Below are 14,382 nucleotides of genomic sequence, written 5' to 3'. Positions count from 1 at the left end.
AAAGAGAGCGGCCCGAAGGCTCAGGGCTGCTCGGAAAGGGCGAAGATCCGGCGCATGTCGCGCCATTTCTCGTCGGGAGCCGCGCCGGTCAGCGGCTTCTGGAAGGCCGACATCAGCCGCTCCCAGGCCCGCACGTCGCGCGAGGCCATGTCGGCGGCCGCCTTGGCCTGCGGCGAGAAGTCGGGGCCCGCCTCGACGACCATGAACAGGCGGTCCTCGACGCGCCAGATCTCCATCTCGAGGATGCCAGCCTCTCGGATCGAGCGCACCACGGCTTGCGGAACCGCGCCTGGGCGATGCCAGGCCTCGTAGCGGGCGATCAGCTCGGCGTCGTCCTTCAGGTCGAGGGCCAGGCAGCGGCGCATGGTCAGTTGATCCAGCCGCCGTCGATTATGTGAATCTGGCCGGTCGTGAAGGCCGACTCGTCGCTGGCCAGATACAGCGCCAGCTGGGCCAGTTCCTCGGGCTTGCCCAGCCGGCCCATCGGCTGGCGGGCGGTGAAGGCCTTGTGGGCGGCCTCGTAGTCGCCGGTGTCGGCCAGGCGCTGGTTCAGGGACGGGGTGTCGACGGTGCCCGGGCAGATGGCGTTGCAGCGCACGCCCTGGCCCACGAAGTCGGCGGCCACGGCCTTGGTCAGGCCGATCACCGCGGCCTTGGTGGCGCCGTAGGCGAAGCGGTTGGGCACGCCTTTGATCGAGCTGGCCACCGAGGCCATGTTGACGATCGAGCCGCCGCCGGCCGCCAGCATGGCCGGAAGAAAGGCGCGGATGGCGCGGTACTGGGCCGTGACGTTGAGGTCGTTGGACAGCGCCCAGGCCCGCTCGTCGCAGTCGAGGATGGTGCCGGCATGGACATAGCCGGCGCAGTTGAACAGGACGTCGATCGCACCCAGTTCGGCGGCCAGGGCGGTGATCGCGTCCGGGTCCAGCACGTCCAGCCTGCGGCCCTCGCAGCCTTCGACGCCGGCCAGCAGGCCTTCGTTGAGGTCGGTGGCGATCACCCGCGCGCCTTCGCGGGCGAAGAGCTCGGCGCTGGCCTTACCGATGCCTTGGGCGGCCGCCGTGACCAGCGCCGTCTTGCCCGAAAGTCGTCCCATGATGCGCCCCTTAACTCACGCGCCGCAGCGGCAGGCAGGCCGGACCGATCGGGTCGAAGGCCTTGTAGGTGAGGATGAATTCCTGGTGGCCCAGCGCCTCGGACACCGTCCGCTGGCCGCCGGCCACGGCCAGGACCAGGTCGAAGATCTCGTCGCCGACCTCGTCGAGCGTGCCGCGCCCTTCCATGATCCGGCCGGCGTCGACATCCATGTCGCCCGACAGCTTGCGGTAGGTCTCGGGGTTGGCGCAGACCTTGATCACTGGCGAGACGGCCGAGCCGACGACCGAGCCGCGCCCGGTGGTGAACAGGGTCAGGTGCGCGCCGCAGGCTATCAGCTCGACGATCTCGGCGTTGTCGGAGATGTTGGGAAAGCCGAACCGCACCTCGCCGTCGGGCACCACGTCCAGCAGGTAGAGGCCGCCGCTGACCGGCTGGTCGCCGGGCTTGAGGATGCCGACGATCGGGGCCGAGCCCGACTTCGAATAGGCCCCCATCGACTTCTCTTCCTGGGTCGTCAGGCCGCCCTCGGCGTTGCCGGGCGCGAAGCTGCCGTAGCCCATGACGGTGTAGTAGGCCTCGGCCTTGCGGACGCTGGCCTCCAGTTCACGGCCGAGTTCCGGCGTGATCGCGCGGTCGGCCATGATCGTCTCGCAGCCGACCAGCTCGCCGGTCTCCTCGAAGACGCAGGCCGCGCCGGCTGCGCCGAGGCGGTCGAAGGCCCGGCCGACGGCGGGGTTGGCGGTGATGCCGCTAGTGCCGTCCGAGCCGCCGCAGATGGTGCCGATCACCAGTTCGGAGACGTCCATGGGAGCGCGCGGGGTCTGGTCGGCGACGGCCTTCAGGCGGGCGACGGCCAGGGCGCCCTTGCGGACGGTTTCGGCGGTGCCGCCGCTCTCCTGGATGACCAGCACCTCGACCGGGCGGCCGCTGGCGGCGATGGCCGCGCGCAGGGCCTCGCGGTTGAAGCTCTCGCAGCCCAGCGAGATCAGCAGCACGCCGCCGATGTTGGGATGCGTGCCGATGGCCTGCATGACCTTCAGCGCATAGGCGTTGGGATAGCAGCCGGGAAAGCCGATCAGGTGGACGTCGGCATCGTCGCTCTTCGTCACGATCGTGCGGGCCACGTGGTGAGCGCACTCGACCAGATAGGCCACCGCCACGACGTTCCGAATGCCCTTGCGGCCGTCGGCGCGGAGAAATCCGGTGAGCCCGCTCACGATGGTTCCCCCGTGGTCTGGCCGGTGGCCTGGCGGGTGTGGCTGGCGATGTAGTCGCTCTTCATGTTGTGCATGTGGACGTGCCCGCCGGGGGCGGCGGGGGCGGTCATAGAGCCGATCGGCGCGCCGTACTTCAGCACCTTGTCGCCGACGGAGAGCGCATGGCGGGCGATCTTGTGGCCGACGGCGACGTCGTGCGGCGCGGCCAGGGCGGCGCCGTCGATCTCGATCGTCTGGCCGGCGTGGATCGCCTGCGCCAGCACGAGGACGTTGTCGTCCGGATGCAGCAGGATCGGCTTCACGCGGCGGCTCGCGTCGACGGGACGGGGGCGTCGGGGTGCAGCAGGCCCTCGACGCGCAGGTCTTCCCACAGGGGCGCGGGGATCGGGGTCTCCATCCAGGCGATCGCGTCGGCGACCTGAGCCGGGCTGGCCATGCCGGGAATGACGCTGGCCACGGCCGGATGGGCGAGGGGAAACTGCAGGGCGGCGGCCGCCAGCGGAACGCCATGGGCGGCGCAGACCCGGCGCAGGCTTTCCACCCGCGCGACGATCTCGGCGCCGGCGGGGGCGTAGTTGTAGTGGATCGGCCCGCCGCCGGGCGGCTCGACCAGGGCGCCGGAGTTGAACGGCCCGCCGACGATGATCCTCACGTTCCGCTTTAGGCAGCGCGGCAGGAAGCCGTCCAGCGCGGTCTGCTCCAGCAGGGTGTAGCGGCCGGCCAGCAGGAAGACGTCGAGGTCGACATGGTCCAGCGCCTCGTCGCAGACGGCCTGTTCGTTGACGCCCAGCCCGATGGCGCCCACCGCGCCCGCGTCCTTCAGCTCGCGCATGGCGTGGTAGCCGCCTTCGAGGAAGTCGCGCATGTGGTCGGCATGCGCTTCGCCATGGGTGTCGCGGCCCAGGTCGTGGGCCAGCAGGATGTCGACGCGGTCGCGGCCCAAGCGGCGCAGGCTGTCCTCGAACGACCGCATGACGCCGTCGTAGGAATAGTCGAACACCGGCTCGAACGGGGCGGCGTCGACGAAGCCGTGGCGCTCGCGCTCGTCGGTCTGGATAGGTTCGAGACGGCGGCCGACCTTGGTGGAGACGGCGACGTCGCGGCCGGCCAAGGCTTGGCCCAGGCGGGTTTCGCTGAGACCGAAGCCGTAGTGCGGGGCGGTGTCGAAATAGGCGACGCCGGCGGCGAGGGCGGCGTCGATCACCGCGCGGGCCTGAGTGTCGGGCACGGGCGCGTAGAGGTTGCCCACGGCCGCGCCGCCGAAGCCCAGCCGCGGCAGTCGCGCCAGGATCTGCGATCGCTCTGCGGCGACGTCCATCCGCGTTCCCATCCCGTTTATTTATAAAATCGATGTTGCTGGTAAAATTCCATCGCTGGTCACGCGAGTCAATGCGGCAGGCATCAAGCGCAGCTGTCCGGGCAAAGAAAAAGGGCCCGCCGTGAAGCGGGCCCAGTCAGGAGAAGCCGGAGAAGGAGGGGCTAGCGGCGCACGCGCAGGGTGACGCCGAAGGTGCGCGGATCGCCGAGCGTGCCGGTGATGGCGCCGGTGTTCCCCGCGCCGAGCGACAGGTAGTAGAGCTTGTCGAAGACGTTGCGGCCCCAGACCTGCAGGTCCCAGCTGCCGTCCTCGGCGCCGATGCCGGCCCGCAGGTTCAGCAGGGTGTAGCCCTTGATCTTCGAGTATTCCGAGTTCGAGGCGGAGGTGTAGTAGGACGACTTGTAGCTGGCGTCGTAGCCGGCATAGGCGGTCAGGCCGTCGCCGCGCCAGGTTCCGGCGGCCCGGCGATACTCGCCGCCGGTCGAGGCGGCCCACAGCGACGCGCCGGGCAGGCGGCGGCCGGTGAGGTTGCAGTAGGTCGCCAGCTGGATCTCGATCGGGCAGGCGGCCTGTTCGTAGCTGGTGTAGCTGGCGTCGTTGTAGGTGGTCGAACCGTAGAGGGTCAGGCCCTGGATCGGCGCGGCCCGCAGGTCCAGCTCGACGCCGCGGCTGCGCACGCTGCCGGCGTTGGTCAGGTAGCTGGCGTTGTTGATCAGGTTGACGGCCGTGGTCTGGTATCCGTCGTCCTTCGTCCAGAATAGAGCCAGGTTGGCGGTCAGGCGACGGTCGAACCAGGTGCTCTTCAGTCCGGCCTCGTAGGCGTCGATGGTCTCGGGATCGATGACCGGATCGACGGCGTTGGCGCCGGAGGTGTTGATGTTCGACAGGTTCAGGCCGCCGGCCTTGTAGCCCCGGGCGTAGGTCGCATAGACGAGCTGCCCGCCGTCGAAGGTGTAGGCCAGGGTGAGGTTGCCCGTCAGGCTGTCGCCGGAGGTCTTCGACGCGAACTTGTTGGCCGCGCCGAAGCGGGCGCGCAGCGCCATCGCCGTGGCCTGGTCGGCGGCGGAAAGGCCCGACAGGTCGGCCCCCCAGGCCGTCTGGTCGAACCAGCCGGTCATCTTCTCGTAGGTATAGCGCAGGCCGCCGGTGACATCGAAGCGGTCGGTGACGTGCCAGGTGCCTTGCGCGAACGCCGCCGCGCTGGTGGTCTCGGGGCTGGAGTGGCTGACGATCGAGTAGTTGTTCAGCGCCGCCGCCCGCACCGTGGCCGAGGCCGCCGCCGGGGCCAGCAGCCAGTCGGCCGCCGCCGGGCCGTAATAGTTGACCGCCTCGGCCTCGAGATCCTGCCAGAAGTAGTAGAGGCCGGCCACGTAATCGAGCTTGCGGTCGCCTTCCGAGCGGATCCGCAGTTCCTGGCTGAACTGCTGCTGGTCGTTGTCCTGGTGGGCGTCGATGATCGCCGAGACCGTCGTGCCGTCGGCGTCGTTGTGCGGCCGCCAGTGCCAGCCGCGCCAGGCGGTGACCGAGGTGATGGTGGCGTCGGCCAGCTTGTAGTCGACGATCGCCGAAACGCCGCCGTGGGTCTCGAAATAGCTGTTCTTGGTGTTGACCGAGACGCGCCGCGCCTCTGGATCGATCGGCGGCGGCGTGAAGCCGACGCGCGCGGCGCGGGCCAGATAGCCGTTCGGATAGGCCGCGCCGCTGTCGGCGTAGTTGGTGAACAGGCCGGTCAGGACGCTGGCGGCGGTGTTGGAGTATTGCTGGCCGTAGTCGCCCGACAACTTGATGCTGAGCTGCTCGTTGGGCGTCAGCAGGAACTGAACCCGGCCGCCGAAGTCGTGATAGTCCTGGGTTTTCGACCCGTCGTAGACGTTGGTCATGTAGCCGCCGCGCTGGGTGTTGGCCAGCGACACGCGGTAGGCCAGCTTGTCCTCGGCGATCGGGCCCGAGGCGATCAGGTGGGCCTGGAAGTAGTCGTAGTTGCCGCCGGTGACATCGGCGGAGAGTTCCGGCGTGAACTTCGGCTCCTTGGTGGCGATGACCAGGGCGCCGGCCGAGGTGTTCTTGCCGAACAGCGTGCCCTGCGGGCCGCGCAGCACCTGCACGGAGTCGAGGTCGGCCAGGTCGAACACCGCCTGGCCCGGACGGCCCAGATACACCTGGTCCAGATAGACGCCGACCGCCGACTGCAGGCCGTCGTTATAGACCGAGACGTTGTTGCCCAGGCCCCGGATGTTGATGCTGGTGTTGCGCGGGTTGGTGACGCTGACCGACAGGCTGGGCGACAGGGTCTGCAGGTCGCGGACGTTGAAGGCGCGGGCGGCTTCCAGCTGGGCGCCGCCGAAGGCCGAGACGGCCACGGGCACGGTCTGGGCGTCCTCGTCGCGGCGGCGGGCGGTGACGACCACGGCGTCCAGGCCCACGGCGTCGTCGGTCGCCGTCGACGGCTCAGCGGGCGTTTCGGCGGCGAGGGCGGGCGCGGCGCCGGCCAGCAGGGCGACGCACGAGGCGGCCAAGGCCAGGCGGCGCAGCGTCACGCCGTGGTTGTAGTCACGGCGAGTATTCGCCTGGTGGATAGAAACGAGTACGCCCGACATCGCGAGGAGCCCCCATAGACAGCAAGAACAACCGCAGAAAACGACCTTGTTCGACGCGTCGGCGGGCCCTTCGCCGTATGCGTCGTCGTTGCGGTGTGGGGCGAGCTTTAAAACCCAACTACTCCGATCGGCATTGCAGAAATTCTCAACAGGGCGTTTCGAAATTGTCGTAAGAGCGCTCGGCGTCGCAGGCCTTAGGGGGAAGGAAGAACACGAGGGAAAGCGTCATGAAGACCCATCACACGACCCTGCGGACCACCCTTCGTGGGCGGCTCCTGGCCGGCGCCCTGATCGCCGCGACCAGCCTGGCGGGCGGCCTCGCCCACGCCGCGGAACCTACGGCTCCGGCCGCGACCCGCGCGGTCGAGAAGCGTCCGAATTTCTTGATCATCGTCGCCGATGACTTGGGCTATTCTGATCTCGGAGCCTTCGGCGGCGAGATCGAGACGCCCAACCTCGACGCCCTGGCCAAGGGCGGCGTGCGGCTGTCGGGTTTCCATACCGCCCCGACCTGCTCGCCGACGCGCTCGATGCTGATGACGGGCTCGGACAACCACCAGGTGGGCCTGGGTTCGATGGCCGAGGTGCTGACGCCTGGCCAGAAGGGCCGGCCGGGCTACGAGGGCTATCTCAACGACCGCTCGGTGACCGCGGCCGAGCTGCTGCGCGACAGCGGCTATCGCACCCTGATGGCCGGCAAGTGGCACCTGGGCCTGACCGACGACCAGTCGCCGACGGCGCGCGGCTTCGAGCGCTCCTACGCCCTGCTGCAGGGTCTTCAGAACCACTTCGGCGAAGACCAGACCGAGGCCTACAGGGCCGCCGGCGCGGCCTCGACCTTCCGCGAGGACGGCAAGGTGGTGACCTATCCCAAGGGCGTCTACTCGGCCGACTTCTACGGCGACAAGATGGCCCAGTTCATCCGCGAAGGCGCCGGCGACGCCCGGCCGTTCTTCGCCTACCTGACCTTCACCGAGCCGCACTGGCCGCTGCAGGCCCCGCCCGAGACCATCGCCAAGTACAAGGGCCGCTACGACGCCGGCTACGAGGCGCTGCGCGACCAGCGGCTGGCCAGGCTGAAGGCGCTGGGCCTGGTGGCCAAGGACGTCAAGCCGCATCCGTTCGTCGACACCCCGGCCTGGAGCTCGCTGACCGCCGAGCAGAAGAAGGACCAGTCGCGCCGCATGGAGATCTATGCGGCCATGGTCGATCGCATGGACCAGAACATCGGCAAGGTGGTCGCCGCGCTGAAGGCCTCGGGCCAGTACGACAACACCGTCATCGTCTTCCTGTCGGACAATGGCGCGGAAGGCAGCCGCATCGACACCATCCGCGGCGTGCCCGATCCGGCCAAGCTGGCGACGCTGCCGGTCGACAACAGCTTCGACAACCTGGGCGCGGGCTCCTCGCACGTGGGCTACGGCCCTGGCTGGGCGCAGGCGGCCACCGCACCGACCCGCCAGGTCAAGGGCTACACCACCGAGGGCGGCATCCACACGCCGGCCATCGTCGAGGGACCGGGCGTCAAGGGCGACGGCCGCATCGTCGGCTCCCTGGCCCACGTGGCCGACGTCGAGGCCACGGTGCTGGAACTGGCCGGCGTGAAGCGTCCGGAGACCTATCGCGGCCGCGCCGTGGCCCCGGCCATCGGCCGCTCGTGGGTGGCCGCGCTGGCCAGCCCCGACGCCGTCGTGCGCGGTCCGCAGGACCTGGTGGCCTGGGAGCTGTTCTTCCGCCGGGCCGTGCGCCAGGGCGAGTGGAAGGCGGTCTACCTGCCTTCGGCGCCGGGCGGGGCGGCCTATTCGCGCGAGGCGGTGCTGCCGGCCAATTGGCAGCTATTCAACCTCAAGAGCGACCCGGCCGAAGCCGTCGACCTGGCGTCCAGCCAGCCGGACAAGCTGAAGGAGCTGGTCGAGGCCTGGAACCGCTACGCCGCGCAGAACGGCGTGGTCCTGCCGCCCGCTCAGCCCGCCGCCGGCGCGGCCGCGCCCAAGGCCGGCGCGCGCTGATGCGACGCGGCCTTCCCGGAGCGGCGGCGGTGGTCGCCCTGGTCGCCGGCCTGGCGAGCAGCGGCTTCACGACCGCCGATCCGGCCGGTGTCGAGGTGGCGGCGATCCGCGCCGCGCCTCCGGGCGCCTGCGCTGGGAAGGCCAGAAAGGCCCAGGAGGGCCGAGCGTTCGTTCCGGCCGGCCAGGTGTCGCTGGGCGAGGACGGTCCGGGGCGGCCGGGCAGGGCGGTGGCGGTCGAGGGCTTCTGGCTCGATCGCCACGAGGTGACCAACCGCCAGTTCGCCGCCTTCGTCGACGCCACCGGTTACGTCACCCAGGCCGAGCGGGACGGGGCCTCGGCGGTGTTCGTGCAGCCCGAGCATCTTGCGTCCGGCCTCGACGACGCGGCCCAGTGGTGGAAGCTGACGCCCCGCGCCAACTGGCGGCGGCCGCACGGCGGCGGGGCCGACGACCTGGCCCACGCCGACGAGCCGGTGGTGCATGTGGCCTATGCCGACGCGGTCGCCTACGCCCGCTGGGCCGGCGGTCGCCTGCCGACCGAAGCGCAGTGGGAGCGCGCCGCCCGGGGCGACCAGGCCGGTCCGCGCGCGCCCCAGGCCTGGGCCTATGACGATGACGGCAAGCCGACCGCCAACACCTGGCAGGGCGACTTCCCCCTGGCCCAGAGCAACGAGGACCACTTCACCGGCGTGGCGCCCGTCGGCTGTTTCTCGCCCAACGCCTTCGGCCTGTCGGACATGATCGGCAACGTCTGGGAGTGGACGGCCAGCCCGGCCGGGACCTCGGGCGTCGAGCGCCTGATCAAGGGCGGCTCGTTCCTCTGCGCCTTCAACTACTGCGCCAACTTCCGCCCCGCCGCCTGGCAGGCGCAGGAGGAGGGCATCGGGACCTCGCACGTGGGGTTCCGGGTGGCTTACGAAACGCCCTCTCTCTGAGAGAGAGGGAGAGGGTTGGGATCTCCGTCCAGGTCGATGCGCTGCTTGACGATCTCCAGCCGGTCCCCCACGTCGCGCATCTCGTAGAGCTTGCCGCGGGCGTTCTTGAAGGGGCGGTGGACGACCATCATCAACTGGCCGTCGAAGCGCGTGAACAGCATGCCGTGGCCGCTGTCGTGGCGGACCAGCGGCGGCAGCTGCTCCCACGGCCCTTCGATCGCGCCGCTCGTCGAGCGGGCCTGGCTCTGTACGTAGCCGTCCTTGTCGTAGCTGGACCACAGCATCAGCAACTGGCCCGTCTTGCTGGTGAACAACTGCGGGCCGTCGGTGACGTAGGCCAGGTCGCCCTCGGGCTGCTTCTTGCCGTCGGACCACGGCGCCTGGCTGGCGGTGAACAGCGTGCGGGGCGGGCCGGCGGCGGCCAGTTCGTCGGTCAGGGGCAGGGCCTCGATCGCCCCGTCGCCGACCTGCAGCCACTCGCGCGAATAGACGTACCAGGGCTTGCCGTCCGGGGCGACGTAGAGGGTGCCGTCAAGGGTCATCAGCTCCTTCGGCGCGACCGGCTCGCCGTCGCGGACGACGGTGAAGGGACCTTCGGGACTGTCGGCGACGGCCAGGATCGTGCCGCGCCGGTAGGGCTGGCGCTTGCCCACCGGCGGCAGGCGCGCGGCTTCGTCGTGGAAGGTGGCGAACAGGAACCAGCGACCCCGCCATTGATGGACTTCCGGCGCCCAGGCCCCGCCCTTGAACCAGGCGTCGCGCGGGGCCTGGAATACGCAGCGCGGGTTTTCCCAGGTCGCCAGGTCACGGCTGACGTACATCATCGTGCCCAGGCCGGGCGTCCCGCTGAGCCGGGCGATGTTCGATGTATAGAGCCGATACAGCCCGGCCTTCTTGTCGGCGACCATGAACGGGTCGTGCAGCGGCATGTTGGGCAGGCGCAGCGTGGGTTCGGCGCGGGCGGCGGCGGGCGCGAGCGCCAGGGCGGCGGCCCCCAGGGCCATGGCCCGCCGTGAGTGGTCGACGGTCATGCTTCCTCCGGGCGACGCTGTACGAGGCGCGATCTAGAAAGACATGGCGGCGCTTTGCAATGGCGAGGGCAGGGGGCAAGCTGGCGGCCGTGTCGCGCTGTGCGGCAAAGGTCGTGCTGGCCTATCGGTGTTTTAGGGCATAAACCTCGGCCGATAACGAAGCATGCGACAGAGGCCGGCCCCAAACCGCCTCGTCCCGAGGAGGAACGCGTTGATCGAGTCGGTTCTGATCGCCAATCGCGGCGAGATCGCGCGCAGGATCATCCGCACCGCGCGCGAGATGGGCGTGCGCACGATCGCCGTCCACTCGGAGGCCGACAGCCACGCCCCCTTCGTGATGGAGGCCGACATGGCCATCCTGATCGGCGGCTCGCCGGCCCGTGAAAGCTATCTCGACCCGGCCAAGATCCTGGCCGCCGCGCGCCAGACCGGCGCCGAGGCGATCCACCCCGGCTACGGCTTTCTGTCGGAGAACGCCGACTTCGCCCAGGCCGTGACCGACGCAGGATTGGTCTGGATCGGTCCGCCGCCGTCGGCGATCCGCGCCATGGGCCTGAAGGACGCCGCCAAGAAGGTCATGATCGAGGCCGGCGTGCCGACCACGCCCGGCTATCTGGGCGACGACCAGTCGGTCGAGCGGCTGGCCGCCGAAGCCGGGAAGATCGGCTTCCCGGTGCTGATCAAGGCCGTGGCCGGCGGCGGCGGCAAGGGCATGCGCAAGGTCGACCGGGCCGAAGACTTCGCCGAGGCCCTGGGCTCGTGCCGCCGCGAGGCCGCCGCCAGCTTCGGCGACGACCGCGTGCTGCTGGAGAAGTGGGTCACCCGGCCGCGCCACATCGAGGTGCAGGTGTTCGGCGACCAGTTCGGCGACGTCGTCCACCTGTTCGAGCGCGACTGCTCGCTGCAGCGCCGGCATCAGAAGGTCATCGAGGAGGCGCCCGCCCCCGGCATGGACGAAGAGACGCGGGCGGCCGTCTGCGGCGCGGCGGTGCGGGCGGCCCAGGCCGTCGGCTATGTCGGCGCCGGCACGGTGGAGTTCATCGCCGACGCCAGCGAGGGCCTGCGCGCCGACCGCATCTGGTTCATGGAGATGAACACCCGCCTGCAGGTCGAGCACCCAGTCACCGAGATGGTCACCGGCCAGGACCTGGTCGAATGGCAGCTGCGCGTCGCCTCGGGTGAACCTTTGCCGCTGGCCCAGGACGAGATCGAGTTGCAGGGTTGGGCCATGGAGGCGCGCCTCTATGCCGAGAACCCCGCCACCGGCTTCCTGCCCTCGACCGGCCCGCTGAAGCACTTCCGCCTGCCCGAGGGCGACGTCCGCGTCGACAGCGCGGTGGAGGAGGGCGGCGAGGTCACGCCCTTCTACGATCCGATGATCGCCAAGCTGATCGCCCATGGCGTCGACCGCGAGGACGCGGCCCATCGCTTGGCCGAGGCCTGCAAGCTGGTCGAGGTCTATCCCGTCAAGACCAACGCCGCCTTCCTGGCCGCCTGCGCCAGCCATCCGGATTTCGTCGAGGGCGCGATCGACACCGGCTTCATCGCCGCGCGTCTCGACGAACTTACCGAGCGGACCTTCAGCGACGCCCCCACCCTGGCGGCGATCGGCCAGCGGCTCGAGACCTTCATGGCCGCCGACCAGCCCAAGGCCGACCCGTGGGCCAGCGCGCCCTCGCGCCTGCTGGGCTTCCGCATGGGCGCGCCGCGCGCGGCCATGAACCTGCCGCTGACGATCGACGGCGCCCGCACGCCGCTGCGGGTAGGCTTGGTGACCGGCGCCGGTGACGACTGGTCGTGGGACATCACCGTCGAGGACGGCCGACCGCTCGACGACGTCGACGTGCTGCCCGGCGTCTACGGCCGCGATCCGCTGTACGTGTTCGAGGGCGGCGACGTGCGCGAGTTCGATTTCATGCCGCAGGTCGGCGGCGGCGCCCATGGCGCGGCCTCGGACGGGGCGATCCTGTCGCCGATGCCGGGCAAGGTGGTGTCGGTCGCGGTCGCGGCCGGCCAGGCGGTGACCAAGGGCCAGACCCTGCTGGTGCTGGAGGCCATGAAGATGGAGCACGCCCTGGCCGCGCCGTTCGACGGCGTCGTCGGCGAGCTGTCGGCCGTGGCCGGCGGCCAGGTGGCCGAGGGCGTGGTGCTGGCGCGGCTGGAGGCGTCGGTCTGAAGGCCGCCCGCTCCGGCCCATTGGGTCACCTCCCCCAGAAGGGGAGGATCTTATAGGCTAGGCGTAGATGCTCCCCCCTTGGGGGAGCTGTCGCGAAGCGACTGAGGCGGCCGCGTAGCGGTCAGGCCGGCAGCCTCGCCAGCTCCGACCCGTCGTCCTCGCTCTCGTCCAGGGCCCCCAGTTCGCCGCGGGCCCGCGCGGCCTTGCCGTACAGGATCTCGAACAGCGGCGAGGCCATCAGGGTGGTGATGATCGCCATCAGCACCAGCATCGAGAACAGCGCCGGGCCGATGATGCCCTTCTGCAGGCCGATGTTGATGATGATCAGCTCCATCAGGCCGCGGGCGTTCATCAGGGCGCCGATGCCGCAGGCGGTGGCGTTGTCCTGACCCGTCAGGCGCGCGGCGGCCCAGCAGGCGCCGCCCTTGGCCAGGATCGAGCCGGCCAGGATCACCAGGGTCACGGCGACCAGGCTGACGCTGTTGACCATGGTCAGCTGGGTGTGCAGGCCCGAGAAGGTGAAGAACATCGGCAGCAGCAGCACGACCGCGAACGGCTCCAGCTGCTTCTTGACCTCGCGGCTCAGCACGCCGCGCGGCAGCACCGTGCCCAGGATGAAGCCGCCGAACACCGCGTGGATGCCCACGGCGTCCATCGCCCAGGCGCACAGGGCGAACAGCATGACCACGACGCCGAGGATGTTGGGCGTGACCTTGCCCTCGCGCTCGGCCCAGCGGCCCAGCGGGGCCAGCAGTTTCGGGCCCAGGGTGATCATGAAGGTCACGAAGACCAGGCCGCCGACGATGGCCTTGATCGCCACGGCCGGTCCGCCGCCGAAGGTCGCCAGCACGATGGCCAGCACGGTCCAGGCGCCGGCGTCGTCGATGGCGCCCGCCGACAGCGACAGCGTGCCGAGCGGGGTCCTGGACAGGCCGCGCTCGTGGATGATGCGGGCCAGCATCGGGAAGGCGGTGATCGAGATCGCAGCGCCCATGAATAGCGTGGCCTGGAAGGTGTCGATGCCCTTGCCGAACAGGCCAAGGTTCAGCAGCCACGGGGCCAGGGCCACGGCCACCAGGAACGGCGCGGCCATGCCCGACAGCGACACGGCCGCCGCGCTCTTGGCGTTGCTCTTGAAATGGTCGGCCTGGAAGCCGAGGCCCACCAGGAACATGTAGAGGCCCACGCCCAGCTGGGCGCCGACATAGAGCACGCTCTTGGAGTCCTTGGGGAACAGCATGTGCTGGACGTCGGGGGCCAGCAGGCCGAACAGCGACGGGCCCAGCAGCACGCCGGCGATCATCTCGCCCACCACCTGAGGCTGGCCCAGATACTTCTTCGCGAGCCAGCCGACGAGCCGGCTGACGGCGATGATCACGAACATCTGCAAAAAGAAGACAACGCTGAGCTCAGCCGCCGTCATGGTCCCGTTCCCCCGAAATCGCGCCGTCCTCGACGGTCGCCGTCTCTTCCCTGGAACTCCGATACCATCGGTCGGGAACCGGACCTAGGGGTTATATGATAGCGTTGTCACATCGCTGGCGAACACCGGCGCTTGCGCGGTGGTCGCAGCGCGCTACATCGGCTCCATGGCTCTGCACATGATCAAGCTGGTCGTCGGCTGCGACACGATCGACGACCTCGTCGCCTGGCACAAGGAAGGTCATCCCTGGGTGATGCACACCCGGATGACGCCCAAGCGCATCGACGAGATTCTCGACGGCGGCTCGCTTTATCGCGTGTTCAAGGGCCAGGTGCTGTGCCGCCAGACCATCCTGGCCATCGACACGGTGGGCGAGGGGCAGAACGCCCGCTGCGAGGTGACGGTCGATCCGAACCTCGTGCGCGTCGCGCCCCAGCCGCGCCGGGCGTTTCAGGGCTGGCGCTATCTCAAGCCTGAGGACGCGCCGCCCGACCTGACCGAGGGCGAGGCCGCCGACATGCCGCCGGAGCTGGCTCGCCAGCTGCGGGAGCTGGGGGCCTGGTGATCGCTTAGCGGAT

12 protein-coding genes are annotated in these 14,382 nt (G+C 69.9%); 4 read left to right on the top strand and 8 right to left on the bottom strand.

Features of this window, described 5'->3' with window-relative positions:
• Positions 1-20 precede the first annotated feature (20 nt).
• From C1707_RS22990 to C1707_RS22965, 6 genes are all read right to left on the bottom strand, one after another.
• Positions 21-365 carry an L-rhamnose mutarotase gene (locus tag C1707_RS22990; RefSeq protein WP_101715525.1) on the bottom strand — a complete coding sequence of 115 codons (345 nt, stop codon included), beginning with the start codon at positions 363-365 and terminating at the stop codon, positions 21-23.
• Between the two features lie 2 nt (positions 366-367).
• Positions 368-1,096: an SDR family oxidoreductase gene (locus C1707_RS22985; RefSeq protein WP_101715526.1), complete on the bottom strand. Its 729-nt coding sequence runs from the start codon at positions 1,094-1,096 to the stop codon at positions 368-370.
• A 10-nt stretch (positions 1,097-1,106) separates the two neighbouring features.
• Positions 1,107-2,315: a UxaA family hydrolase gene (locus C1707_RS22980; protein ID WP_240633801.1), complete on the bottom strand. Its 1,209-nt coding sequence runs from the start codon at positions 2,313-2,315 to the stop codon at positions 1,107-1,109.
• Positions 2,312-2,617, bottom strand: a complete 306-nt coding sequence (locus tag C1707_RS22975; protein ID WP_101715592.1) for a UxaA family hydrolase — start codon at positions 2,615-2,617, stop codon at positions 2,312-2,314. Before C1707_RS22975 ends, C1707_RS22980 begins: the two co-directional genes overlap by 4 nt.
• Positions 2,614-3,633, bottom strand: coding sequence for an aldo/keto reductase (locus tag C1707_RS22970; RefSeq protein WP_180896969.1), 1,020 nt, complete (start codon positions 3,631-3,633; stop codon positions 2,614-2,616). Before C1707_RS22970 ends, C1707_RS22975 begins: the two co-directional genes overlap by 4 nt.
• Positions 3,634-3,794: 161 nt before the next feature.
• A complete protein-coding gene (locus C1707_RS22965) occupies positions 3,795-6,230 on the bottom strand; it encodes a TonB-dependent receptor (RefSeq protein ID WP_101715527.1) in 2,436 nt (811 codons plus the stop codon).
• A 227-nt stretch (positions 6,231-6,457) separates the two neighbouring features.
• Here C1707_RS22965 and C1707_RS22960 point away from each other — a divergent pair, with 227 nt between their 5' ends.
• Together C1707_RS22960 and C1707_RS22955 are read left to right on the top strand one after the other, a co-directional pair.
• On the top strand, positions 6,458-8,239 hold the full coding sequence (locus tag C1707_RS22960) for an arylsulfatase (RefSeq protein WP_101715528.1): 1,782 nt from the start codon (positions 6,458-6,460) through the stop codon (positions 8,237-8,239).
• On the top strand, positions 8,239-9,174 hold the full coding sequence (locus tag C1707_RS22955) for an SUMF1/EgtB/PvdO family nonheme iron enzyme (protein WP_101715529.1): 936 nt from the start codon (positions 8,239-8,241) through the stop codon (positions 9,172-9,174). Before C1707_RS22960 ends, C1707_RS22955 begins: the two co-directional genes overlap by 1 nt.
• On the opposite strand, the gene C1707_RS22950 is transcribed toward C1707_RS22955, so the two are convergent.
• The gene (locus C1707_RS22950) at positions 9,153-10,205 is read right to left on the bottom strand and encodes a glycoside hydrolase family 43 protein (protein ID WP_205686803.1); all 1,053 of its coding nucleotides are present in this window, start codon (positions 10,203-10,205) and stop codon (positions 9,153-9,155) included. The two genes, C1707_RS22955 and C1707_RS22950, sit on opposite strands and share 22 nt — an antisense overlap.
• Before the next feature lie 211 nt (positions 10,206-10,416).
• On the opposite strand from C1707_RS22950, the gene C1707_RS22945 reads away from it, so the two are divergent.
• On the top strand, positions 10,417-12,381 hold the full coding sequence (locus C1707_RS22945) for an acetyl/propionyl/methylcrotonyl-CoA carboxylase subunit alpha (protein ID WP_101715531.1): 1,965 nt from the start codon (positions 10,417-10,419) through the stop codon (positions 12,379-12,381).
• Between the two features lie 121 nt (positions 12,382-12,502).
• Here C1707_RS22945 and C1707_RS22940 read toward each other — a convergent pair whose 3' ends face one another.
• The gene (locus C1707_RS22940) at positions 12,503-13,804 is read right to left on the bottom strand and encodes a cation:proton antiporter (protein WP_101715532.1); all 1,302 of its coding nucleotides are present in this window, start codon (positions 13,802-13,804) and stop codon (positions 12,503-12,505) included.
• A gap of 166 nt (positions 13,805-13,970) precedes the next feature.
• On the opposite strand from C1707_RS22940, the gene C1707_RS22935 reads away from it, so the two are divergent.
• Positions 13,971-14,369 (top strand): DUF1489 family protein, encoded by a 399-nt coding sequence (locus tag C1707_RS22935; protein ID WP_101715594.1) that lies wholly within the window; start codon positions 13,971-13,973, stop codon positions 14,367-14,369.
• Positions 14,370-14,382 lie beyond the last annotated feature (13 nt).

This window comes from Caulobacter flavus, from assembly GCF_003722335.1.
Taxonomy (GTDB): Bacteria; Pseudomonadota; Alphaproteobacteria; order Caulobacterales; family Caulobacteraceae; genus Caulobacter; species Caulobacter flavus.
This window is presented reverse-complemented; position numbering and strand designations above follow the sequence as displayed.